The organism is Streptomyces sp. NPDC088810, from assembly GCF_044750305.1.
In the GTDB taxonomy this organism is placed as follows: Bacteria; Actinomycetota; Actinomycetes; order Streptomycetales; family Streptomycetaceae; genus Streptomyces.
This window is the reverse complement of the sequence record NZ_JBIVJQ010000001.1, coordinates 1,021,138-1,044,078: the sequence shown is the minus strand read 5'-3', so window position 1 is coordinate 1,044,078 and position 22,941 is coordinate 1,021,138. Positions and strand designations below refer to the sequence as shown.

General features: G+C 72.8%; 22 protein-coding genes and 1 pseudogene. 6 read left to right on the top strand and 17 right to left on the bottom strand.

Annotated elements, in window-relative coordinates; genetic code table 11:
• Positions 1-4: 4 nt before the first annotated feature.
• From ACIP4Y_RS04775 to ACIP4Y_RS04760, 4 genes are all read right to left on the bottom strand, one after another.
• On the bottom strand, positions 5-1,033 hold the full coding sequence (locus ACIP4Y_RS04775) for a 6-phosphofructokinase (RefSeq protein WP_401387705.1): 1,029 nt from the start codon (positions 1,031-1,033) through the stop codon (positions 5-7).
• Positions 1,034-1,127: 94 nt separating this feature from the next.
• On the bottom strand, positions 1,128-1,805 hold the full coding sequence (locus tag ACIP4Y_RS04770; RefSeq protein ID WP_401387702.1) for a response regulator: 678 nt from the start codon (positions 1,803-1,805) through the stop codon (positions 1,128-1,130).
• Positions 1,802-3,037 (bottom strand): MacS family sensor histidine kinase, encoded by a 1,236-nt coding sequence (macS, locus tag ACIP4Y_RS04765; protein ID WP_401387700.1) that lies wholly within the window; start codon positions 3,035-3,037, stop codon positions 1,802-1,804. The genes ACIP4Y_RS04770 and macS overlap by 4 nt, the downstream gene beginning before the upstream one ends.
• Positions 3,038-3,074: 37 nt before the next feature.
• Positions 3,075-3,806 (bottom strand): lysophospholipid acyltransferase family protein, encoded by a 732-nt coding sequence (locus ACIP4Y_RS04760; protein WP_401388681.1) that lies wholly within the window; start codon positions 3,804-3,806, stop codon positions 3,075-3,077.
• A gap of 117 nt (positions 3,807-3,923) precedes the next feature.
• Here ACIP4Y_RS04760 and ACIP4Y_RS04755 point away from each other — a divergent pair, with 117 nt between their 5' ends.
• The 3 genes from ACIP4Y_RS04755 (at position 3,924) to ACIP4Y_RS04745 (ending at position 5,762) form a co-directional block, all read left to right on the top strand.
• Positions 3,924-4,703 (top strand): alpha/beta fold hydrolase, encoded by a 780-nt coding sequence (locus tag ACIP4Y_RS04755; RefSeq protein WP_358637560.1) that lies wholly within the window; start codon positions 3,924-3,926, stop codon positions 4,701-4,703.
• A complete protein-coding gene (locus ACIP4Y_RS04750; RefSeq protein WP_401387697.1) occupies positions 4,696-5,370 on the top strand; it encodes a hypothetical protein in 675 nt (224 codons plus the stop codon). The genes ACIP4Y_RS04755 and ACIP4Y_RS04750 overlap by 8 nt, the downstream gene beginning before the upstream one ends.
• A gap of 74 nt (positions 5,371-5,444) precedes the next feature.
• Positions 5,445-5,762: a hypothetical protein gene (locus ACIP4Y_RS04745; protein WP_401387694.1), complete on the top strand. Its 318-nt coding sequence runs from the start codon at positions 5,445-5,447 to the stop codon at positions 5,760-5,762.
• Between the two features lie 34 nt (positions 5,763-5,796).
• Here ACIP4Y_RS04745 and ACIP4Y_RS04740 read toward each other — a convergent pair whose 3' ends face one another.
• The 6 genes from ACIP4Y_RS04740 to ACIP4Y_RS04715 form a co-directional block, all read right to left on the bottom strand.
• Positions 5,797-6,552, bottom strand: a complete 756-nt coding sequence (locus tag ACIP4Y_RS04740; RefSeq protein WP_401387691.1) for an endonuclease/exonuclease/phosphatase family protein — start codon at positions 6,550-6,552, stop codon at positions 5,797-5,799.
• Positions 6,553-6,703: 151 nt separating this feature from the next.
• Positions 6,704-7,657 (bottom strand): ROK family glucokinase, encoded by a 954-nt coding sequence (locus ACIP4Y_RS04735; RefSeq protein ID WP_358637568.1) that lies wholly within the window; start codon positions 7,655-7,657, stop codon positions 6,704-6,706.
• A 67-nt stretch (positions 7,658-7,724) separates the two neighbouring features.
• On the bottom strand, positions 7,725-8,216 hold the full coding sequence (locus tag ACIP4Y_RS04730; RefSeq protein ID WP_401387687.1) for a DUF5304 domain-containing protein: 492 nt from the start codon (positions 8,214-8,216) through the stop codon (positions 7,725-7,727).
• Positions 8,217-8,271: 55 nt separating this feature from the next.
• Positions 8,272-9,444: an ArsA family ATPase gene (locus ACIP4Y_RS04725; RefSeq protein WP_401387684.1), complete on the bottom strand. Its 1,173-nt coding sequence runs from the start codon at positions 9,442-9,444 to the stop codon at positions 8,272-8,274.
• Between the two features lie 44 nt (positions 9,445-9,488).
• On the bottom strand, positions 9,489-9,932 hold the full coding sequence (locus ACIP4Y_RS04720) for an SRPBCC family protein (protein WP_358637574.1): 444 nt from the start codon (positions 9,930-9,932) through the stop codon (positions 9,489-9,491).
• Between the two features lie 121 nt (positions 9,933-10,053).
• On the bottom strand, positions 10,054-10,851 hold the full coding sequence (locus ACIP4Y_RS04715; protein ID WP_401387681.1) for a metallophosphoesterase: 798 nt from the start codon (positions 10,849-10,851) through the stop codon (positions 10,054-10,056).
• A gap of 307 nt (positions 10,852-11,158) precedes the next feature.
• On the opposite strand from ACIP4Y_RS04715, the gene ACIP4Y_RS04710 reads away from it, so the two are divergent.
• Positions 11,159-12,955, top strand: a complete 1,797-nt coding sequence (locus ACIP4Y_RS04710; protein WP_401387679.1) for an AMP-dependent synthetase/ligase — start codon at positions 11,159-11,161, stop codon at positions 12,953-12,955.
• A 13-nt stretch (positions 12,956-12,968) separates the two neighbouring features.
• Here the strand turns inward: ACIP4Y_RS04710 and ACIP4Y_RS04705 are convergent, their stop codons facing one another.
• Together ACIP4Y_RS04705 and ACIP4Y_RS04700 are read right to left on the bottom strand one after the other, a co-directional pair.
• Positions 12,969-14,606, bottom strand: coding sequence for a GMC oxidoreductase (locus ACIP4Y_RS04705; protein WP_401387676.1), 1,638 nt, complete (start codon positions 14,604-14,606; stop codon positions 12,969-12,971).
• A 51-nt stretch (positions 14,607-14,657) separates the two neighbouring features.
• Positions 14,658-15,800 carry a glycosyltransferase family 4 protein gene (locus tag ACIP4Y_RS04700; RefSeq protein ID WP_401387673.1) on the bottom strand — a complete coding sequence of 381 codons (1,143 nt, stop codon included), beginning with the start codon at positions 15,798-15,800 and terminating at the stop codon, positions 14,658-14,660.
• Between the two features lie 121 nt (positions 15,801-15,921).
• Between ACIP4Y_RS04700 and ACIP4Y_RS04695 the strand changes: the two genes are divergently transcribed.
• Positions 15,922-17,157: a glycosyltransferase 87 family protein gene (locus tag ACIP4Y_RS04695; RefSeq protein WP_401387671.1), complete on the top strand. Its 1,236-nt coding sequence runs from the start codon at positions 15,922-15,924 to the stop codon at positions 17,155-17,157.
• Positions 17,158-17,166: 9 nt separating this feature from the next.
• Positions 17,167-17,508: pseudogene (locus tag ACIP4Y_RS04690) on the top strand (PadR family transcriptional regulator); the annotation flags it as partial.
• On the opposite strand, the gene ACIP4Y_RS04685 reads toward ACIP4Y_RS04690, so the two are convergent.
• The 5 genes from ACIP4Y_RS04685 to ACIP4Y_RS04665 all read right to left on the bottom strand — a co-directional run bounded on the left by ACIP4Y_RS04685 (position 17,489) and on the right by ACIP4Y_RS04665 (position 22,833).
• Entirely contained in the window at positions 17,489-18,676 is a 1,188-nt protein-coding gene (locus ACIP4Y_RS04685) for a hypothetical protein (protein WP_401387668.1), read from the bottom strand. The pseudogene ACIP4Y_RS04690 and the gene ACIP4Y_RS04685 overlap by 20 nt on opposite strands.
• Before the next feature lie 27 nt (positions 18,677-18,703).
• Positions 18,704-19,714: an NlpC/P60 family protein gene (locus ACIP4Y_RS04680; RefSeq protein WP_401387665.1), complete on the bottom strand. Its 1,011-nt coding sequence runs from the start codon at positions 19,712-19,714 to the stop codon at positions 18,704-18,706.
• A gap of 237 nt (positions 19,715-19,951) precedes the next feature.
• Complete coding sequence (locus ACIP4Y_RS04675) at positions 19,952-20,992, bottom strand: NlpC/P60 family protein (protein WP_401387662.1); 1,041 nt, start codon at positions 20,990-20,992, stop codon at positions 19,952-19,954.
• A gap of 211 nt (positions 20,993-21,203) precedes the next feature.
• Positions 21,204-22,547 carry an NYN domain-containing protein gene (locus ACIP4Y_RS04670; protein WP_401387659.1) on the bottom strand — a complete coding sequence of 448 codons (1,344 nt, stop codon included), beginning with the start codon at positions 22,545-22,547 and terminating at the stop codon, positions 21,204-21,206.
• Positions 22,548-22,593: 46 nt separating this feature from the next.
• Positions 22,594-22,833, bottom strand: coding sequence for a hypothetical protein (locus tag ACIP4Y_RS04665; protein WP_014672226.1), 240 nt, complete (start codon positions 22,831-22,833; stop codon positions 22,594-22,596).
• Positions 22,834-22,941 lie beyond the last annotated feature (108 nt).

Below are 22,941 nucleotides of genomic sequence, written 5' to 3'. Positions count from 1 at the left end.
GCCGTCAGCCGAAGAACACCCCGACCTCCTCGTACAGCTTCGGGTCCACCGTCTTCAGCCTGGCGGTGGCCTCGGAGATCGGGACGCGGACGATGTCGGTGCCGCGCAGGGCGACCATCGTGCCGAAGTCGCCGTCGTGGACGCAGTCGATGGCGTGCAGGCCGAAGCGGGTGGCGAGCCAGCGGTCGAAGGCGCTGGGGGTGCCGCCGCGCTGGATGTGGCCGAGGACGGTGGTGCGGGCCTCCTTGCCGGTGCGCTTCTCGATCTCCTTGGCCAGCCACTCGCCCACCCCGGAGAGCCGGACGTGTCCGAAGGAGTCCAGCGACTGGTCCTTGAGCACCATGTCGCCGTCCTTCGGCATGGCGCCCTCGGCGACGACCACGATCGGCGCGTACGACGCCCGGAAGCGGGAGGTGATCCAGGCGCACACCTGGTCGAGGTCGAAGCGCTGCTCGGGGATGAGGATGACGTTGGCACCGCCGGCGAGGCCCGAGTGGAGGGCGATCCAGCCGGCGTGCCGGCCCATCACCTCGCAGACGAGCACCCGCATGTGGGACTCGGCGGTGGTGTGCAGCCGGTCGATGGCCTCGGTGGCGATGCCGACCGCGGTGTCGAAGCCGAAGGTGTAGTCGGTGGCGGACAGGTCGTTGTCGATCGTCTTGGGCACGCCGACGCACGGCACGCCGTACTCGTCGGACAGGCGCGCGGCGACGCCCAGGGTGTCCTCGCCGCCGATCGTGACGAGGGCGTCGATCTCCTGCTTGGCCAGGTTCTCCTTGATACGGCGGACGCCGTTGTCCACCTTGAGGGGGTTGGTGCGCGAGGAGCCGAGGACGGTGCCGCCGCGGGGCAGGATGCCGCGCACCGCGGGGATGTCGAGGCGCACGCTGTCGCCTTCGAGAGGTCCGCGCCAGCCGTCCCGGAAGCCGACGAAGTCGTAGCCGTACTCCTGTACGCCCTTGCGCACGATGGCCCGGATGACGGCGTTGAGCCCGGGGCAGTCGCCGCCTCCGGTCAGTACTCCGACCCGCATGGAATTGTCCCTTCACCGCGGTTTCCTGACAGAGAGTCACGCTAACGGTGATCTGTGTCACATCGGGAGAGGCGGGAAGGGTGATTCCGGTGCGCTACTCCTCGTCGAGCCCGCGCTCGATCGCGTACCGCACGAGCTCCACCCTGTTGTGCAGTTGCAGCTTGCCGAGGGTGTTCTGCACGTGGTTCTGGACCGTGCGGTGGGAGATGACGAGGCGTTCGGCGATCTGCTTGTAGCTCAGACCCTTCGCCACCAGCCGCAGCACCTCGGTCTCCCGGTCCGTCAGCCGGGGCGCGCCCGGCTCGTCGGCGTCCGGGGCGGGCACCGGTTCTGCGGCCAGTCGCCGGTACTCGCCGAGGACCAGTCCGGCGAGCCCCGGCGTGAACACCGGGTCGCCCACGGCGGTACGGCGCACCGCGTCCAGCAGTTCCTCGGTGGAGGCCGACTTCAGCAGGTACCCGGTCGCGCCGGACTTCACGGCCTCCAGCACGTCCGCGTGCTCACCGCTCGCCGAGAGGACGAGGACCCGCAACGCCGGGTTGTGGCCCACGAGTTCCTTGCACACCTGGACGCCGGGCTTGGCGGGCAGGTTGAGGTCCAGCACCAGGACGTCCGGGGCGGCGGCCCTGGCGCGGCGGACCGCCTGCTCGCCGTCGCCGGCGGTGGCGACCACCTCGAAGCCGGACTCGGTCAGGTCACGGGCGACCGCGTCACGCCACATCGGGTGGTCGTCCACCACCATGACCCTGATCGGGTCCTGCTGCTGTGTCATCGCTGCTCCGCCTTCTTCCCCCGCGCCCGCACGGCGCCCTTCGGTACCTTCAGTTCGACTTCCGTGCCCTGCCCGGGGACCGAGACGATCTCGGCGCTGCCGCCGAGGTCGCGCAGCCGGCCCCGGATCGACAGGGCCACCCCGAGCCGGCCCTCCCCCTCGGCCTGCGCGAGCCGGCCCTCGGGAATCCCGGGGCCGTCGTCCCGGACGGTGACGACGATCTCCTCCGGCTCGTCCTCCACCAGGATCCAGGCCCGCGCCTCGTCCCCGGCGTGCCGGCACACGTTGTCCAGGGCGGCCCCGACCGCGGCGGCCACCTCGCGGGCCGCGGCCGGCGGCAGCAGCACCGGGGCGCCGGGCTCGGCCAGGCTGACCCGGGCGCAGGCGTGGCGGGCGAGCAGGGAGCGCAGGTCGACCGGGCCGGCCGGGTCCTCCCCGTCCGGCTCCTCCACCGCGCGGACGACGGCGCCGGCCGCCAGGTCCTCCGAGACCCGGGACACCGGGACCAGACCGCCCGACACCAGCGTGCGCAGGGCCACCTCCTGCTCCCCGGCCAGCCGGCCCAGCTCGGCCGCCTCGCCGCCGAGGGCCGCGCCCCGGCGCTTCACCATGGCCAGCACCTGCAGCACGCTGTCGTGGATGTCCCGGGCCAGCCGCTCCCGTTCCCGGGTCGCGGCCTCGATCTCCAGGGCGCGGGCGAGCGTGCGCTCGGAGGCGCGGGCCACCTCCACGACGTAGCCGATCGCGATGGAGGCCACCCAGACGAGGATCACGTTGTGCACGGTGTCCCGGGCGGGGTGGCCGCGCTCGACCAGGTTGACGGCGGCCACGGCCGTGGAGGCGGCGGCCGCCCAGCGCCAGCCGCCCTTGATGGCGAAGGTCAGCACCGCGCCCGCGGTCCATATCGACGGCAGGGTGGGGCCGCCGCCCGCGATCCGCTCGTGGCTGTCGGCGACCGGCGTGAGCAGGATGCCGACGAGGGCGACGGTCAGGTCCACGGCCAGGAAACGCCGGGTGCAGCTGGCCGAGTTGGCCACCTTGGGCAGGGTGGCGAGGGTCCACACCACCAGGAAGGCGTAGTAGACGACGGCGACCCAGGGCCGGACGAAGTGGTCGTACGCGGTGGCGCACAGGCCGATGGCGTACAGCATGGTCAGCACGCGGTAGCCGGCGAGCGCGCGCCACAACGGCAGCTCGACCGACATCCGCATGACGCGCTCGCGCTTGGGCATGTCCCCCGGTCCCCCCGGCTCCCCCTTGTGCCCCCGTCTAGGACTCGTCCTGCTTCTTCCCGGCCTTCTGGGCCTTCTCGGCTTCCTTGGCCGCCTTCGCCGCCTCGGCTATCTGCCGTTTGGCGGCGGTGGCGTACATGTCGACGTACTCCTGGCCGGAGAGCTTCATGATTTCGTACATGACCTCGTCGGTCACGGCGCGCAGCACGAACCGGTCGTGCTCCATGCCCTGGTAGCGGCTGAAGTCCAGGGGCTTGCCGATGCGGATGCCGGGCCGCATCAGCTTCGGCATCACCTTGCCGGGCGGCTGGATCTTCTCCGTGTCGATCATGGCGACCGGGATGACCGGCGCGCCGGTGGCGAGCGCCACGCGCGCGAGGCCGCCGGGCTTGCCCCGGTACAGCCGGCCGTCCGGCGAGCGGGTGCCCTCCGGGTAGATGCCGAACAGCTCGCCGCGCTCCAGCACCTCTATGCCGCTGCGGATCGCCGCCTCGCCGGCGCCGCGCGCCCCGGAGCGGTCCACCGGGAGCTGGCCCACCCCCTTGAAGAAGGCCGCGGTGAGCCGGCCCTTCACGCCCGGGGTGGTGAAGTACTCGGCCTTGGCGATGAACGTGACCTTGCGGTCCAGCACCACCGGCAGGAAGAACGAGTCCGAGAAGGACAGATGATTACTGGCCAGGATGGCCGGGCCCGTGGCCGGAACGTTCTCCAGGCCCTCCACCCAAGGCCTGAAGGCGACCTTCAGCGGCCCTCCGATGGCGACCTTCATCGTGCCGTACAACACCCGTGTGCCTCCTGTTTCCGTCGGAGAGACCTTAACCCGGGGGACCGTCAATGAGCCCGACGACCCTGGTCGGTGTCAGTGCGGTCGCGTACGGTGAAGCACATGCCAGTTCTCCCCGGAGCCGAGCCGTACCGCCACCAGGGCGGGGAGGTGGGGGTCCTCCTCTGCCACGGCTTCACCGGCTCGCCCCAGTCGCTGCGTCCCTGGGCGGAGCACCACGCGGCCCACGGCCTGACCGTGTCGCTGCCGCTGCTGCCCGGCCACGGCACCCGCTGGGAGGACATGCAGCTCACCACCTGGCAGGACTGGTACGCGGAGGTGGACCGCGAGCTGCGCCTGCTCGCCGAGCGCTGTTCCCGGGTCTTCGTCGCGGGCCTGTCGATGGGCGGTGCGCTGGCCCTCAGGCTCGCGGCCCGGCACGGCGAGCGGGTCGCCGGCGCGGTGGTCGTCAACCCGGCGAACCGGGTGCACGGCCTGTCCGCGTACGCCCTCCCGGTGGCCCGGCACCTGGTGCGCACGACCAGGGGCATCGCCAGCGACATCGCGAAGGAGGGCGCGGCCGAGCTGGGCTACGACCGGGTGCCGCTGCACGCGGCGCACTCGCTGCGGGTGTTCCTGCGCCGGCTGGACGGCGAGCTGCCCCAGGTCACCCAGCCGTTGCTGCTGCTGCGCAGCGCCCGGGACCATGTCGTGCCGGCGGCCGACTCGGCGCGGGTGCTGAGCCGGGTGTCGTCCACGGACGTCACGGAGACCGTGCTGGAACACAGCTACCACGTGGCGACGTTGGACGAGGATGCGGACCGGATCTTCGAGGAGAGCCTCGCCTTCATCGGCCGGCTCGCACCCAGTGTCGGCAAGGAAGGGACGGCCGCAGTTGGCTGAGCACGACTCCGACCGTGAGGACCGCGAGGGCCGTGAGGACCGCGAGGGCCGTGAGGACCGCGACGGCCATGAGGTCCGAGAGCCGGACAAGCAGGAGGTGCCGTTCGACGAGGACGCCGCCTGGCGGGCCATCGTCGCCGGGTACGGCGAGGAGCCGCCGGACCCGCCCGGCGCCCGGCCGTTCAAGCCGGTGGAGGACCTGGCGCTGCTGGAGAAGCACCTGGCGAAAGAACCGGTGACGGAATTGGCGAAGGAACCGGTGACCGAGCCCGACGGCGACGCCGGGGGCGAGGCGGAGGACTCCGCGGGCCGGCCGGTCGCCCGGCCGCTCGGCGGCTCCGTCTCCTTCGCGCCCGGCATCGGCCCGCGGGACCACACCGTGGCCGAGCCGTCCGACGACGACTTCGACGAGGACGACGAGGGCCACTTCGTACCGCCGGAGCCGCCGCCGCTGCCGACCGCGGACACCACCGCCAGGTTCGCCTGGCTCGGGGTGGTCGGCGGTCCCGTCCTGCTCCTGCTGGCGGTGCTGCTCGGCTGGGAGATGACCTGGTGGCTGGCGACCGCCGGCATCGGCGGCTTCCTCGGCGGCTTCGTGACGCTGGTGGCGCGGATGCGGACGGACGACGAGGAGGACGACGACCCCGGGCGCGGGGCGGTCGTCTGACGCCGGACGAGAGCACCGGGACCGCGACCTGCACTTTGTGCAGGGCGCGGCCCCGGCTGATCCATCGTGCGCCCGTGCCGCGCGACACGCTCACGCTGGAGACCATCGTCCGCACCGCCGTGGAACTGCTGGACGAAGAGGGCCGGCGGCTCGGGGTCTCAGCGACGGCCGTTTACTGGCACGTCACGGACAAGGAGGCACCGGCAATGCCCGCTACGACGACCACCTCCTCGGCGTCTTCGAGACCGCCGGGTTCCCGCCCGAGGAGGCCGACCGCGCCGCCGGCGCAGTGGCGGGCCGGGGACGACAGCGAGGAGCGGTTCCGGGAGACCCCGGCCCGGGCGGCGGGGCTGCGGGCCCTGCTCGCCGGGCTGCGCCCCGAGGGAGCCTGACGGACGGGACCCGCTCGGCACAAGATTCCTGTACTTAGTTCAATCCGTCGGCCGGGACGCGGAGGGCGGCCAGTACCGGGAGGTGGTCCGTGGCCGCGGTCAGGTCGGCCCGGGTGACGCCCGGCTGGTCCAGGGGGACCCCGCAGCCGAGCACCTCGACGCCCTTGGTGGCGAAGACCGCGTCGATCCGCTGGTGGGGGTCGGCGGGGGTGGAGGTGAACTCACCGCCCCAGGGAGCGGTCGTACGGCAGTCCTGGAGGGTCTCGGCGAGGTGGCGGAAGGTGCGGCCGTCGGGGCGTTCGTTGAGGTCGCCGCCCACCACGGCGTGCTCCACGCCCAGTCCGGCGAGGCGGTCGAGGAGCATGTGGCCCTGGGCGTTGCGCTCGGCCCGCTGGAGGCTGAGGTGGCAGCTGATGACGCCGAGGCGGGCGCCGCCGAAGCGGACCACCGCCGTGGCGAGGCCGCGCCGGTGGAGGCCGGGGGTGAGCGGCAGGAGGACGTCCTCGGTGCGCTCGACGGTGGCCCGGAGCGAGCAGAGGATCGCGGGGCCGGCGGCGGTGGCCCCGCCGGTGAGGATCACCTGGCCGGAGGCCGCGGCCAGGCGGGCGAGCTTCTTGCGCCAGCGGAAGAAGCGCGGGGCCTCCTGGACGAGGACCAGGTCGGGGGCGCACGCGGTGATCACCCTGGCGAGGGCGGCCGTGTCGTCCCGCAGCGAGCGGATGTTGTAGCTCAGGACCCTGATGACCGCGGAACCGTCGGATTCCGTGCGGGAGTTGGGGAGCAGCTCCATGTGGATCAATGTACGCCCCCGGCTCGGGGCGCGGGGTTCATGAGCGACTGGGTCGTCGTGGCCGGTCGCGCCACGCGGCGGCAGCCGCACATCGAATACAGTCCCCGCGCCCCTTCGGTCGGCGCAGTGGCCGCATCCCGAGAAGTGGACCTCACATGACGGGGTCGGGCTCCCGGGCCAGGTCCGCCGCGCCCACCAGGCCCGCCTTGTTGCCCAGCTGGGCGGCGATCACGTCGGCCATCGGGCGCCAGTTGGCGCCGACCAGCCAGCGCTTGTACGACTTGCGGATCGGGTCGAGGACCAGGTCGCCCTCGTCGGAGAGGCCGCCGCCGACGATGAACGCGGACGGGTCGAAGAGGGAGGCCAGGTCGGCGAGGCCGGCGCCGGCCCAGCGGGCCAGCTCGCGGTAGGAGTCCACGGCGACCGGGTCGCCCTGGCGGGCGGCCATGGAGATGTGCTTGCCCTCGATGCCCTCGGGGGTGCCGTCGCCGAGCGACAGCAGGACCTCGGCGCGCTCGGGGGTGGCGTTGGCGCGCTGCTTGGCGTAGCGGACCAGGGCGCGGCCGGAGGCGTACTGCTCCCAGCAGCCCTGCGAGCCGCAGCCGCACAGCAGGCCGTCCGGGACCATCCGGATGTGGCCGAACTCTGCGGCCACGCCGAAGTGACCGCGGCGCAGCTTGTTGCCGATGATGATGCCGCCGCCGAGGCCGGTGCCGAGCGTGATGCAGATGACGTTGCGGTGGCCCTTGCCTGCGCCGAACTTGTACTCGCCCCAGGCGGCGGCGTTGGCGTCGTTCTCGACCACGACCGGGAGGCCCGTGCGGGCCTCGACCTTCTCCTTGAGCGGCTCGTTGCGCCAGTCGATGTTCGGCGCGAAGTACACCGTGGACCGCTGGCGGTTGACGTAACCGGCCGCGCCGATACCCACGCCGACGATCTCGTGCCCGGCGCGCGCACCCTCCACCGCCGAGGCGATGGCGTCCACGATGGCCTCGGGCGTGGTGGGGGTCGGCACCTTGAAGGTCGAGAGGATGTTGCCTTCCTCGTCGACCACGCCGGCCGCGATCTTCGTGCCGCCGATGTCGACGCCGATGGTGAGTCCCATGAATCCCTCAGTTTCGGTCGAGCCCCGCTACGGCCAACCGTACCCGAGGCCCTGCCGTGCGAGGGCTTCAGTCCAGGTCGATGCGTTCCCCTGGGCCGGTGCCCTCCCCCGGGTCGCGCCGGTCCGGCCGGTCGTCGCCCGCGGGGTCGGCGCTGCGGGCGGTCCAGCGGTGCTCCTGGGCCTGGACGGCGGAGCGGTAGGCGGCGAGCAGCTCGCTGCCGGCCGCGGCCAGGTGGTCGAACACGTCCGGGTTGCGGTCTATGACGGGCTCGACGGCGGCCTTCGCCTGCTGAACGACCTGCCGCACCATCTGCTGGGCGGCGGGTCCGGCGAGGCCGCCGAGGAGCGGTGACGGGAGGCCGGACAGCTTGTCGGCCACCGTGTCCACGAGCTTCTTCAGTTCCTCGGCGGCGGATCCGGGCGGCGGGCCGTGCCGGTCGCGGCGGCGGGCCTGCTCGGCGGCGAGGTCCTCGGCGCAGGCCGTGGCCCAGGCGTCGGCGTCGGTCGCCCTCGGCCGCTCGTCCTCGGAAGGGTGGGGTGCGGGGCGCTCTTCGCTCATGGCGGCTCCTGACTACGGTTCGCCTTTACGACGTTACCCGAACGGGCGTACCCGTTCACCGTCCCGCTGCGGGCCACAGGTCCGGGTCCGGGGCGAACCGGATGCGCAGCTCGCCGTCGCGCAGTGCGGCGCCGGCGACGGTGCAGCGGCGCAGGGCGGAGGGCAGCGGAACGATCCGGCGGAACGGGCCCGCGGTGATCAGGAGTTCGTCGCCGCGCCGGATGAGGTCCAGCTCGTCCCGTATCGCGCCGGGCAGGGGGAGGTGCCACACCAGCACGCCGTCCTCGGCGAGCCGGTCGCTGACGGGCCACCCGACCGGGGAGGGCGCCGGGTTGACGGCGGGTACGGCGAGGGCGGTGAGGTCGTCCGGGCCGTGCGGGTCGCGGCCCAGGTGCGGGGCGGCGTGGACGTCGTACGTCTCCTGCCAGTCGGCGAGCGTCTTGCGCTGCTGGGCGAGGAGCGAGCCGAGCCAGCTGTCGGAGGCGGCCTCGGGCAGCGTCCGGTTGGCGATCAGGGCCTCGGTGGGCACGCCCCGCAGGGCGAGGCCGAGGGACGCGGCGCGGACGGCGTCGGCGCCGGCCGGCCCGGGCTCGGCGACCAGGCGTACGGCGGTGTCCCGGTCGGTGAGGACGGCCTCGACGGCGGCCAGTTCGACGTCCCAGCGGGCGGCCGTCTCGTACAGCCAGTCGGCGGGCATGGGGACGCCGGCCAGCCGGCCGAGGACCGGGCGCAGGGCGCGGGCGGCCTGCCGCTCGGGCGGCAGCAGGCGGCGCAGGTAGCGGCGCAGTTCCTCGGGCAGGGCGAGCAGGGCGAGGGCCTGCGGGAGGGGCGGGAGGTCGACGACGAGCAGGTCGTACCGCTCGGACAGGGCCGCGTCCCGCAGCGCGCGGAGGAAGGACAGTTCCTCGGCGCCGGGCAGCGGGGTGACCTCCTCGGCGTCCAGGCGGGCCGCGCCGAGGAGGTCGAGGACATGGGCGGCGCGGGTCTGGAAGGCGGTGAGGTCCTCGCGGAACCGGGCGACGGCGTCGGGCCGCCAGGCGGTGAGGTTCTCGGTGACGTCGGCGGGGGCCGGTCCTGTCGCGGTGCCCAGTGCCGTGCCCGGGGTGTCCGTGCGGTCGGCGCTCAGCAGGAGGGTGCGGTGGCCCTCGCGGGCGGCGGTGAGCGCGGTGGCGGCGGCGACGGTCGTACGCCCGCTGCCGCCCGGGCCCGTGATCAGGATGGTGCGCATGGGGGTGAACGGTACCGTCGTGCGCGCGGACCTGACCGGAGCGACTACTTCTCCCCGGACTCGACCCGCTTCTTCAGACCCGCCAGCGCCCGGTCGATGATGACCTTCTCCGCCTTGCGCTTGATCATGCCGAGCATGGGGATCTTGACGTCGACGGTCAGCCGGTAGGTGACCTCGGTGGCGCCCGCGCCGGCCGGCTTCAGCAGGTAGGAGCCGTCGAGGGAGCGGAGCATCTGGGACTTGACCAGGGTCCAGGAGACCTCGTGGCCGCCGGTCCAGGTGTAGGCGAGGGTCTGGTCGTCCTTGATGGCGCCGGCGTCCATGACCAGGCGGACCTGCTCGGCGCGGCCCTGCTCGTCGGTGGCGAGGACCTCCGCCTCCTTCACCTCGCCGGTCCAGTCCGGGTAGCGCGCGAAGTCGGCGATCACCGCCATGACGTCGGCCGGAGCCGCCTCGATCGTGATGCTCGAACTGGTGTGTTCCGCCATCGCGGTGGCTCCTCCAGATGCGGGCCGGTGGGAGAGGTCTGTGTGCGCCGGGCTGCGCACGTGTGTGCAGCGTGAAGGCTACCGCGCCGCCGACCTGCCGCCTTCACCGCGCCTGCGCGCCTCACCATTCGAGCGCCCAGGGCGTGCCGGTGCCGGCGAAGTGCCCCACGTTCACGCACTCGGTCGCGCCGATCCGCATCCGGCGCGCCAGCGGCTGGTGCACGTGCCCGAACAGCGCGTAGCGCGGCCGGGTGCGGCGGATGGCGTCGAGCAGGGCCCGGCTGCCCCGCTCGAAGCGGCGCGCGACGGTGTCGTACACCAGCTCGGGCACCTCGGGCGGGATGTGGGTGCACAGCACGTCGACCTCGCCGACGGCCTCGATCTTCGCCGCGTACTCCTCGTCGCTGATCTCGTACGGGGTGCGCATCGGGGTGCGCAGGCCGCCGCCGACGAAGCCGAAGACACGGCCGCCGATCTCCACCCGCTGGCCGTCGAGGACGGTGGTGCCGGGCCGGGTGTACTCCGGCCACAGCTGCGGCATGTCGACGTTTCCGTAGGTGGCGTACGTCGGTGTGGGGAACGCGGCGAACAGTTCGGCGTACTGCTTGCGCACGGCCTTCTCGATGGCCGTGGCCCGGTCGGTGCCGATCCCGCCCCACAGCCGGGCGCCGAACTCGCGGGCCTCGGCGAAGCGGCGGGCGGTGCGCAGTTCGACGATGCGGTCGGCGTTCTCCTTGCCGAACAGGTCCGGGAAGATGCCGCGCGAGTGGTCGGCGTAGTCGAGGAAGAGGACGAGGTCGCCCAGGCAGATCAGGGCGTCGGCACCGTCGCCGGCCCGGGCCAGGTCGCGGGCGTTGCCGTGCACGTCGCTGACGACATGGACGCGGGTCCGCCGGTTGCCGGAGCGTGTGGATGCCATGGTGATCAAGCGTAGGCGTGTGCGGTGGAGGTGAACAGTGCCGGTCCGGCCTGCGGTTACTCGCCGGTCGGTTCGGCCGTGGACTACTGTGCGCAAAGGAACGCCCACGTGTGTGACGCAGCGAACATCTCGCCGGGACCCCCTGTCGTAGACGCCATACCGGCGGGTAACGTCCGGGCAGTCCAGTCGTGCTCAGGATTTCAACATGTGAATCGTCATGTTGTTCCGGAGCACTTGCCCGAGCCTTGGACCGCACCGTCGCATCGCACAACGTCGTGGCGCCGGCGCCCTATGAGGAGCAGCAGTCTTGCGCGAGTTCAGCCTTCCGGCTTTGTACGAGGTCCCCGCGGACGGGAATCTGACCGACATCGTCCGCAGAAACGCCGCGCAGCATCCCGACGTCGCCGTCATCGCCCGCAAGGTCGGCGGGGTCTGGCAGGACGTGACCGCCCGGGAGTTCCTGACCGAGGTGCGCACCGCCGCCAAGGGCCTCATCGCCGCCGGGGTGCAGCCGGGCGACCGGGTGGGCCTGATGTCCCGCACGCGCTACGAGTGGACGCTGCTGGACTTCGCGATCTGGAGCGCCGGCGCGATCACCGTGCCGGTGTACGAGACCAGCTCGCCGGAGCAGGTGCAGTGGATCCTGTCCGACTCGGGCGCCACCGCCTGCATCACGGAGCTGGACAACCACACGGCGTCCGTGGAGTCGGTACGCGAGGCGCTGCCCGCGCTCAAGCACGTCTGGCAGATCGAGGCCGGCGGCCTGGCGGAGCTGGACCGGCTGGGGCAGGACGTGTCGGACGAGACGGTGGAGGAGCGCAGCTCGCTCGCCCGGGCCGACGATCCGGCGACCATCGTCTACACGAGCGGCACGACCGGGCGCCCCAAGGGCTGTGTGCTCACCCACCGCAGCTTCTTCGCCGAGTGCGGGAACGTGGTGGAGCGGCTGCGTCCGCTGTTCCGCACCGGCGAGTGCTCCGTGCTGCTGTTCCTGCCGCTCGCCCATGTCTTCGGGCGGCTGGTGCAGGTCGCGCCGATGATGGCGCCGATCAAGCTGGGCTGTGTCCCGGACATCAAGAACCTCACCGACGAGCTGGCCGCGTTCCGGCCGACGCTGATCCTGGGTGTGCCGCGGGTCTTCGAGAAGGTCTACAACTCGGCGCGGGCCAAGGCCCAGGCGGACGGCAAGGGCGCGATCTTCGACAAGGCGGCGGACACCGCGATCGCGTACAGCAAGGCGCTGGACAGCCCGTCGGGCCCGTCGCTCGGCCTGAAGGTCAAGCACAAGGTCTTCGACAAGCTGGTCTACAGCAAGCTGCGCGCGGTCCTGGGCGGCCGGGGCGAGTACGCCATCTCCGGCGGTGCTCCGCTCGGCGAGCGGCTCGGGCACTTCTTCCGGGGCATCGGCTTCACGGTGCTGGAGGGCTACGGCCTGACCGAGTCCTGTGCGGCGACGGCGTTCAACCCGTGGGACCGGCAGAAGATCGGCACGGTCGGGCAGCCGCTGCCCGGCTCGGTGGTGCGGATCGCGGACGACGGCGAGGTGCTGCTGCACGGCGAGCACCTGTTCAAGGAGTACTGGAACAACCCGGGTGCGACCGCGGAGGCGCTGGCCGACGGCTGGTTCCACACCGGTGACATCGGCACCCTGGACGAGGACGGCTATCTGCGGATCACCGGCCGGAAGAAGGAGATCATCGTCACGGCGGGCGGCAAGAACGTGGCCCCCGCGGTGATCGAGGACCGGATCCGGGCGCACGCGCTGGTCGCGGAGTGCATGGTGGTGGGCGACGGGCGGCCGTTCGTGGGCGCGCTGGTCACCATCGACGAGGAGTTCCTGGGCCGCTGGTGCGCCGAGCACGGCAAGCCGGCGGGCTCCACCGCGGCGTCGCTGCACGAGGACCCGGATCTGCTCGCGGCGATCCAGGCGGCCGTGGACGACGGCAACGCCGCGGTGTCGAAGGCGGAATCGGTGCGGAAGTTCCGCATTCTTCCCTCCCAGTTCACGGAGGAGTCGGGCCACCTCACCCCGTCGCTGAAGCTCAAGCGGAACGTGGTGGCGAAGGACTACGCGGACGAGATCGAGGCGATCTACGCCAAGTGACCCGGGCGGTGCCTCATGGCGCGGTGTCCTCGGCGAGGACCCGCGCCATGGTGCGTTCGGCGAGGGCCGTGATGGTGACGAACGGGTTCACGCCGATCGACCCGGGGACGAGCGAGCCGTCGGTGACGTACAGCCGTGGGTACCCTTTCACGCGTCCGTAGGCGTCGGTGGCCCGGCCGAGGACGCAGCCGCCGAGCGGGTGGTAGGTGAAGTCGTCCGCGAAGACCTTGCTGCCGGAGCCGAACAGGTCGTACCGGTAGATCGTGGCGTTGGCCGCGTTGATCCGGTCGAACAGCTTCTTGGCCATGCGCACGGAGACGGCGCTCTGGGCGGCGGTCCAGCCGAGCCGCACCGCCCCGGACGAGGTGTCGTACGAGAACGTCGCCCGCTCGGGGTTCTTGGTGATCGCCAGGTACAGGCTGACCCAGTGCTCGAAGCCCATGGGCAGCGGGGCGATCTCCGCGAAGACCGGATTGTCGGGGTTGGCCCAGTCGTCGATGCCCATCACGGGCATGGTGGCCTGGTGGGCGCCGACGGTGTCCCACATGTGGTTGGCGCGGCCGAGCATGGTGTTGCCGTTGGTGCCCCAGCCCGCGCCCACGGCGGCGCCGAGGCCGGGCAGGGTGCCGGTGTCCCGGGCGCGGACGAGGAGTTCGGTGGTGCCGAGGCTGCCGCCGCCGAGGAAGAGGTACGTGCAGCCGTACTGCCTGGTCTCCACGACCGCGCCGGTGCCGTCGATCCGGTCGGCGGTCAGCACGTACGATCCGTCGCCCGCGCGGCTGACCGAGGTGACCTTCTCCAGGGTGTGGATGGTGACGTTGCCGGTGCCGAGGGCGGCGGCCAGGTAGGTCTGGTCGAGGCTGCGCTTGCCGTGGTTGTTGCCGTAGATGACCTCGCCGGCGAGCGCGGACTTCACGGCCGTACCGGCGGCCTCGCGCTGCATGTAGCCGAAGTCGTAGACGTTGGGCACGAAGGTGGTCTTCAGGCCCGCGTTGGCGGCGGCCTTCCGGGAGGTCCGGGTGAACCGGTACCACTCGGTCGACTCGAACCAGGCCGGGTCGACGGAGTTGACGCCGAGCATGGCGCGGGCGCGCGGGAACCAGGTGCCGTACATCTCGTCGGCGTCCACGGCCGGGAACTGCTCGGTGAAGTAGGACCGCGGCGGGGTGACGGCCATGCCGCCGTTGACGAGGGAGCCGCCGCCGACGCCCCGGCCGACGTAGACCGACATGGCGTCGTAGTGCACGCGGTCGAGGACTCCGGGGTAGGGGCTGACGGCCTGGTTGACCACGTCCAGCCAGAGGAAGGTGGACAGCGGCGCCTCGGTGCGGGTGCGGAACCACATGGAGCGCTGGTCGGGGGCGCTGGTGGAGCAGAACACCTTGCCGTCGGCGCCGGCGGTGTTCCACAGCCGGCCCATCTCCAGGACGAGGGTGCGGATGCCGGCCTGGCCGAGGCGGAGGGCGGCGACCGCGCCGCCGTATCCGGAACCGACCACGATGGCCGGGGAGTTGTCGGTGGGGGCGGGTTCCGCCGCGCGGGCGGACTGGAGCCCGACGCGGGTGAATCCGAGGGCGGCCGCCGTCTGCAGTGCCGCCATGCCGAGGATGTGACGTCTTGTCAGCTGACGCTGCATCAGTTTTGCTGTCATGCGCGCAGCATGTGCGGATTTTCCCGTTCCGCCTAGGGCCCCGACGGCTTTCTAGAGCAGAGCTTTCAACTTCTCCGCCAGCAGGTCCCAGCGCCACTTCTCCTCGACCCACTGCCGGCCGCGCGCGCCCATCCTGCGGCGCAGCTCGGGGTCCTGGAGCAGGGTGACGATCCGCTCGGCGGTCTGCCCCGCCGAGCCGCCCCGGACCACCCAGCCGGTCTCGCCCTCCAGGACCGCGTCCGGGGCGCCGCCGGAGTCGCCCGCGACGACGGGCAGGCCGGTGGCGGAGGCCTCCAGGTAGACGATGCCGAGGCCCTCCACGTCGAGGCCGCCGCGGCGGGTGCGGCAGGGCATGGCGAAGACGTCGCCGGCGCCGTAGTGGGCGGGCAGCTCCGACCAGGGGACGGCGCCGGTGAAGCGGACCGAGCCGGCGACGCCCGTCTCGCGGGCCAGGCGGCGCAGGTCCTGCTCGTAGGGGCCGCCGCCGACGATCAGCAGGACGGTGTCCGGCTCGGCGGCGAGGATGCGGGGCAGGGCCCGGATCAGGGTGTCCTGGCCCTTGCGCGGCACCAGGCGGGAGACGCACACCACGACCGGCCGGTCGGTGAGCCCGAGCCGCGCGCGGACCTCGTCGCCGCCGGAGCCGGGGTGGAAGGTCTTCTCGTCGACCCCGGGCGGCAGCTGCACCATGCGGCCGGCCGCGTCCGGGGTGAGCGCGGTCGCTATCCGGGAGCGGGTGTACTCGCCGAGGTAGGTGATCGTGTCCGTGGACTCGCCGATCCGGCGCAGCAGCTGCCGGGCGGCGGGCAGCTGGGCCCAGCCGGCCTCGTGGCCGTGGGTGGTGGCCACCAGCCGCTCGGCGCCGGCGCGGCGCAGCGCGGGTGCCATGAGACCGAGCGGGGCCGCCGCGCCGAACCACACCGAGGTGCAGCCGTGCTCGCGGAGCAGCCCGACCGCCCGCCGGGTGGCCCCCGGGGTGGGCAGCAGCATGGTCGTACGGTCGCGTACGACGGTGAAGGGCTGCTCGGCGTCGAAGGCGGCGGTGGCCTCGGCGCCCTCCCGGCCGCGCTTCCAGGTGGAGGCGTAGACGACCAGCCGGCCGGGGTCCAGGCGGAGCGCCATGTTGTGCAGGAAGGCCTGGATGCCGCCCGGCCGGGGCGGGAAGTCGTTGGTGACGATCAGGGTCTTGTGCATCGCCGCCGACCCTACCGAATGGGCCGTCCGGCGGGCCGGGTCCGGCCGAGTCTGTGGCATGTGCACAGCCGCGCAGGACATCATGGTCGCCCGACACGGAAATCGAACGGCAGGGGATCACGTGGACACGAAGGGTGCCGGGCGGTCCCTGGCCTGGCTGCTCGGGACCTGGGCCGTCACTCGCGCGGTGCTGCTGCTGTTCGTGTTCCGGGTGTACACCTTCCCGGGCCCGGACGTCACCTCGGACGTGTCGGTGATCTACCGCGGCTGGTACGAGGTCCTGCGGCAAGGAACGTTTCCGCTGGACGATGTGACCTGGCAGTACCCGCCGGCCGCGGCCCTCGCGATCCTCTCCCCCGCCGTCCTGCCCTTCCTGTCGTACGCGCACGCCTTCTACCTGCTGGCCTGCCTGGCCGACGTCGCCGTGCTGGCGCTGCTGGCGTACGCGGCCGGGCGGCCCGAGCGGTCCCCGCGCGGGGCGTGGGTGTGGGTGGCGGGCGTGCCGCTGCTCGGGCCGACGGTGTACGCCCGCTACGACGTGATGGTGACCGCGGTGGCCGTGGCGGCGCTGCTCGCCGGGGCCCGGCGGCCGCGGGTGATGGGCGCGCTGACGGCGTTCGGGGCGCTGCTCAAGGTGTGGCCGGCACTGCTGCTGGTCGGTGCCGTGCGGCGGCGGGCGTGGGGGGCGGCGGCGGTGACCGCGGCGGGCATCGCGCTGCTGTTCGCGGTGTCCATGCCGGGCGCCTTCGCGTTCCTGACCTTCCAGCGGGACCGGGGCACCGAGGTGGAGTCGCTGGGCGCCCTGGTCTTCCATGTGGCCCGGCACTTCGGCTGGCGGGGCGAGGTGCTGCTGAACTACGGGTCGATCGAGTTCCTGGGCCCGCACGTGGACGAGGTCAGCACGGCGGCGCTGGCGCTGACCGGAATCGCGTTCGGCTGGCTGCTGCTGTGGCGGCTGCGCGCGGCCCGCCACGCGCTGCACACCCTCCCCGACGCGGCTCTGACGGCGGTGCTGCTGTTCACGGTGACCAGCCGGGTGATCAGCCCGCAGTACCTGGTGTGGCTGGTCGGCCTGGCCGCGGTGTGCCTGACGCACCGGGCGAGCCGGATGGGACCGCCCGCGCTGCTCGTCGTCCTCGCGTCCTTCGTGACGGTCCTGGAGTTCCCGCTCGGCTTCTCGCACGTCGTGATGAGCGACTGGTACGGCGTGACGCTGCTGGCGGTGCGCAACGGCCTGCTGGTCGCGGCCACGGTCACGGCGGCCCGCCGCCTGTGGCGCGCGACCGTCCCCCGGCCCGCGGCCACCCCCTTCCCGCCTCAGGCCACCCGCGCCCAGGAGACCCCGGTCTCCTCCTGACACCCGGCCCGCCGGGTGCTGTCCCTGACCGAGAAGGGCCGCGCGGAGCTGCGCGAGCGGCTGCGCAACCCCGGACCGGCGGAGATCACCGACCAGGTCCGCTTCAACACGGTCCTGGCCTTCCTGCGGCACCTGGACGACCCGGCCGAGCAGGCGGCCGTGCTCCGCCGCCGCCTGGACTTCCTCGAGACCCCGGCGAGCTTCTTCTACCGCAAGGGCGACCCGGTGCGGGCGGAGGAGGCCGGGGACCTGTTCCGGGAGGGCATGCTGCGGGTCGCCCGGGCCACCGGACAGGCCGAGCGGGAATGGCTGCGGGAGGCCGTCGAGGTGCTCAGCCGAGCTGGGTCGTGACGTAGGCGCGCCAGCGGGCGGTGAAGTCCTGCGGGGTCGTGCCGAGCACCTTCTCCAGGGCCTCCTCGACCGCGCCCGCCCGCTGCCCGTGGGCGCCGACGGCCCGGTAGAAGGCACCCAGCCGGACCGCGCCCCACTGGTCGGCGATCATCCGGCAGGCCAGCCAGCCGCCCTCGTAGGCGCGGGCCAGTCCGGTGGGTTCGCTGGTGAAGGCGAAGTCCTTGTCGGCGGGGAGCGTGTGGGGCGTCTCGCCGTCCCGGACGGCACGGGCGAGTTCCGGGGCGGCCTCGACCGGGGTGCGGCCGGTGCCGAGGTAGCCGATCCAGTCGGCGTAGCCCTCGGAGAGCCACAGCGGGGTGGCGGCGGTGGTGCGCGCCCGGGTGGCGACATGGGTGGTCTCGTGGGTGAGGACGACCTGCTTGCCGGGGTCGCCGAGCCCGGCGTACGCCTCCGGGTTGACCACCACCCGGTCCGCGGGTGCCCGGCCCGAACCGCCCGCCTCGCCGGTGGTGACGGCGGCGATGCCCCGGTAGCTGGCGGCGGGCGAGCCCAGCAGGGACGCCATGCCCGCCAGGGACCGCGGGACGAGCACGACGACCCGGCGGCTCCAGTCGGTGCCCCAGGCCCCGGAGACGGCCGGGACCGCCCGGTCCGCCAGCCGGGCGTACGACCTCAGGTCGGCGGCGGAGCCCCCGGCGCCGAGCACCAGACTGTGCGCGCCCCGCACGGCGGTCACCGTGCCCTGGTCCCACAGCTGCTGCCCGGCCTGCGCGGCGGGGCGGTCCGCGGTGACGTACCAGCGGCCGCCGGCGGTGCGGCCCAGGGTGAGGGTGCGGCGCGCGTCGACGGGGGCCTTGTCGTAGCCGGCGACGCGGTAGCGCAGCTCGGCGTCGGCGGTGGCGCCGGAGGCGGTGCGGTGCACGGCGGTGACCCGGTAGCTCCAGGAGGCCAGCGGGAGGGCGCGCAGCCGGGTGTACCCGGTGCGGGTGCCCGTCGCGCCGTACGCCGTCTCGTCGTGGCCGAGGAGCGCGGCCGCGCGCCGGTCCAGCACCTGCTGCACATCGGCCCGCGCGGAGTCGGCCGCCGTGGGCCCGCCGCACCCGGCCAGCGGCAGCAGCAGACCCAGCCCTGCGGCTCCGATGCTCCACGCCCGCCTGCGACCAGCCATTTCCCGATCGTACGGCGCGCAGCGCGGTCAGGGCCGGGTGACCGAGGAGACCGGCATCATCCCGACCGGGTCGTAGCGCACCGGGGCGCCGGGGTAAGGCGCGTGGATGACCTGGCCGTTGCCCGCGTACATCGCCACGTGGCTGGCGTCGGAGCGGTAGACGACCAGGTCGCCGGGGCGGGCCTGGGAGAGCGGGACCTGCCGGCCGGCGAACCGCTGCTCCTGCGAGGTGCGTGGCAGATGGATGCCGGCGTGCGCGTACGCCCACTGCATCAGGCCCGAACAGTCGAATCCCGAGGGGCCGTTGGCGCCCCACACGTAGGGGCGGCCGAGGGCGGCGCGGGCGGCGGCCAGGGCCGCGGCGGCGCGGCCGTCGGGTGCGGGGACGCCGGACAGGTCGGGCAGGTCCGTGCGGCCGCCGCGGGAGGCCCGGTCGTAGGCGGTGCGTTCGGCGGTGGGCAGGGCGTTGATCAGCTGCCGGGCCCGGGCGAGCTTGCGCTCCACGGTCCGCTTGTACGCGGCCACGGCCTTGCGGCTGCGTTCCAGCTCGGCGAGGGTCCCGGCCGCCTCCTTGCGCTCCTGGGCGAGGTCGCGCAGTACGGACTGCAACTCCTTGAGCCGGCCCGCCTGCCGGGTGCCGATGCGGTCCAGCGTGGACGCCTTGTCCAGGTAGTCGTCGGGGTCGGCGGAGAAGAGCAGGGCGACCGTCGGGTCGATGCCGCCGGAGCGGTACTGGGCGCCGGCCAGCGAACCGAGCTGCTCCCGCAGGTCGTTGACGCGCTCCTGCTGGCGCGCGATGCGGTCCTGCGCGTCCCGGACCTGACGGCGCAGCCGACCGGCCTGCTCGTCGGCCTTGTCGTAGGCCTGGGTCGCCTTCTCGGCCTCCTCGTACAGGCGGTCCACCTCGGCCCGGGTGTCGGCACTCGGCGCCGCGTGCGCCGGTACGGCACCGAGCGCGGCCATGGCGGCGGAGAACACGCACAGGGCGACGGCGCCCCGGTCGAATCCGGACGGAGCAAGGCGGCGATGGGACCCCACGGCAGTCCTTCTGCTGGCGGACACAGACCGTTTCCCCGGCGCCTGGGGACGGGGAGGCCCCGGCGCCGGGGAAACGCGGCAGACAGTAGCCGTGCGGAGCGGCCCGGGCCAAAGACCTCGGAGTCAACGCAGAGTGACGCCCCGCCGCTGACGCAGGTCAACGGCGGGGCGTGAAGTCAGTTTGAGTTCCGGTGATTCGCCCGTTCGGGCGCCACCGTGTCCGTGTGTCGCCGGGTGTCAGACCCGGACGCCGAACATGAACGGGCCACCGATGGTCGTCATGGACTCGTACCGGACGACCGTGCCGGTGCGCGGGGCGTGCAGGATCTGGCCGTTGCCCGCGTAGAGGCCGACGTGGTGCAGGTCGTTGAAGAAGAAGACCAGGTCGCCGACCTTGAGGTCGCTCTGGTTGTAGATCTTCGTACCGATCTGCGCCTGCGCCTCGGAGGTGCGCGGGATGGAGACGCCGGCCTGGGCGTAGGCCCAGGAGGTCAGGCCCGAGCAGTCGAAGGAGGAGGGGCCGGTGGCGCCGTAGACGTACGGCGAGCCGAGTCTGGTCTGGGCGGCGGAGAAGGCCGCCTGGGCACGGCCGGAGGCCGGCGGGGCGTCGCCGAGGTCCACGCGCTCGCTGGAGGAGCGGTTGGCGCGCTGCTGCTCCTGGGCGAGCTGCGCCTTCTCCTTGGCGGTCAGGGAGTTCAGCAGCTTCTGCGCCTCGGCGAGCTTGCCCTGGACTTCCTTCTTCTTGTTGCCCAGTTCGGTGCGGGTGGCCGAGAGGTCCTTGAGCTTCTCGGTGGCCTCTGCCCGCTCCTGGGCGAGTTCGCGCTGCTTGTCCTGGATCTTCTTCAGCGCGTCGACCTGCTGGCTGCTCAACTGGTCGAGCGTGGAGGCCTTGTCGAGGAAGTCGTCCGGGTCCGAGGACAGGAAGAGCTGGACCGAGGAGTCGATGCCGCCGGACCGGTACTGCGCGGTGGCCAGCGAACCCAGGCCGTCGCGCAGCTTGTTGAGCTCCTCCTGGCCGCGGGCGACGTTGTCCTGGATAGTGGCGATTTCCTTCTGCAGCTTCTGCTGCTTCTCCTTGGCGCCGTTGTACTTCTCGGTCGCCTGCTCGGCCTGCTCGTAGAGCTTGTCGACCTTGGCCTTGACCTCGTCCTTGCCGAGCTTCTCGCTCGGCGCGGCATTGGCGGCGTTGGCGCTGAGCGCGACGGCAGCTGCGGCAGCGGTGGTGAGCACGGTCACGCGGGTGCGGCTCGGCTGCTTGGGTCGACGGTGGGACGCCACGGAGGACGAACTCCTTCTTGTGAGTGATCACCCGTTCGGAGGTTCGAGCCCAGACCCTAGTGACCCAGTTGTGATCAGTTCAAATCCCACAGCAAAAAAACCCGTCACGCAATGCATTCTTTGCACACAACTCACGTGCAGTGAGACACGATTGACACTACGTTGCGTGACGATACGGCCAATTCGGGCATTACCCCTGCCCGTTGGACCTTCAGGACAGTCGCTTCAGAAGCACCGCAGAGGCCACCGGTCGGGCACCCGCCTTCGCGACCCCGTCGGCGACCTCCCGGTCGGTGGAGGCGACGATGACCGGACGCCCCGGCGGCTCCGCGCGCACCAGCTGGCGGATCAGCTCGTCGGCCGTCACGCCCGGCTTGGAGAACAGCACGCGCACCCCGCGCGGCGGCGCGAGCAGCACCGGCGCGGCCAGTTCCGCGCCGTCGAAGACGCAGGTCACCTCTGCGCCGGTCTGCGCGGCGAGCGCCGACAGCTGGCCCAGCAGCCGCAGCCGCTGCTTCTCCAGCGGCATCTGCGGATACCCGGTCTTGGTCACGTTGTAGCCGTCGACGACCAGGTGCGCCTGGGGCAGCGCCAGCAACTGGTCGAGAATCGCCGGATCGTTCTCCGACAGGGCGCGCGCCGCGATGTCCTTCGGGGTCATCCGGCCCGGCTCCACCGCGTCGACGGTCTCCGCCGGGCGCACGGACACCGGTGGCAGCGCGAGTTCGCGCCGCAGCCCCTGGGTGGCGTCCAGCAGGGTGTCCAGCAGCAGCCGTACCCGCATGTCCTCCACGCTGCGGCCCTCCCGGGCGGCCCGGCGGGTGGCCTCCAGCGCGGACTCGGCCTCGCCCAGGCGGGCCTTGAGCCGCCGGGACTCGCTCTCCGCGGCCGACACCTGCGCCTGCGCCTCGGCACGCACGGCGTCCATCTCGCCGTGCGCCTTGCGCAGCGCGGCCTCGCCCCGCTTGACGTCGCTCAGCGCGGCACGCAGCTTGCGGTGAAGCGATTCCGCTTCCTTCCGGGCCGAGTCCAGCTCCGCACGCAGCCGTTCGGTCTCGGTGCGGGTGTGCTCCCGGGCCTGCGCCAGCTCCGCGCGCAGCCGCTCCAGCTCCGCCCGGCTCTCCTCGTCGGCGCGCTCGGCGTCCGCGCGCTGGGCCTCCTCGCCGGCCGCGGTGACCAGCTTCACCCAGCCCGCCGGGCGCAGCACGTAGGCGGCGGCCGCCACGTCGAGCGGGTCCGCGGCCGGGGGCGGGGAGCCGGTGTCGAGGGCGCCGGCGAGCTCCGGCTGGGCCTCCCGGAACTTCTCCCCGATGCGCTGCCGGAACAGCGGATCGGTCTCCAGCGCCGCCGCCATCGCGTTGCCGGCGAACTTGGCGCGGCGATTGGGGGCGAACCGGGCATACTGCCTCAGCTGGGCGGGCAGTTCCGCCATGGTCAGTCCGCCGAAGCCGTCCGACACGATCTGCACGACCCGGCGGCGCACGCCGTCGGGCAGCGGACGGTCAAGCACCTCAGCGGTGCCGTCGCCCGGCCCCCCGCCTGCGGTCTCCACCATCCGTCACACCCCAATACCGGAAAAAGCCTCTCCGGGGCCGCTCCGCTCAGGAGCCGGCGCCCGGCCTGTCCACCAGTTCCACCTGGTCCACCGCGTTGCACCAGCGGCAGCGCACCGACTCGATGGTCTCACTGACCACCTCGCGCTCCTCCACCGTCGGCTCGCCGGCCAGATCGAGGTGGACGTACTCGACGACCTTCGACGAGCGGGTGACGTCGAACCGGGTGAGGTTGCCGCACAGGGTGCAGCGCCACCGCGTGGTGGCCGTCGGCAGGGGAACCGTCATGGTGACTGTTCTCTTCCTTTTCGTGTCGGTCCGCGCCGGCCCCCCGACGCGTGTGGCTCGTAACCCTACGGCCTGGCGGGGACTCGCCGCCCGTCCGTTCACGGCGGC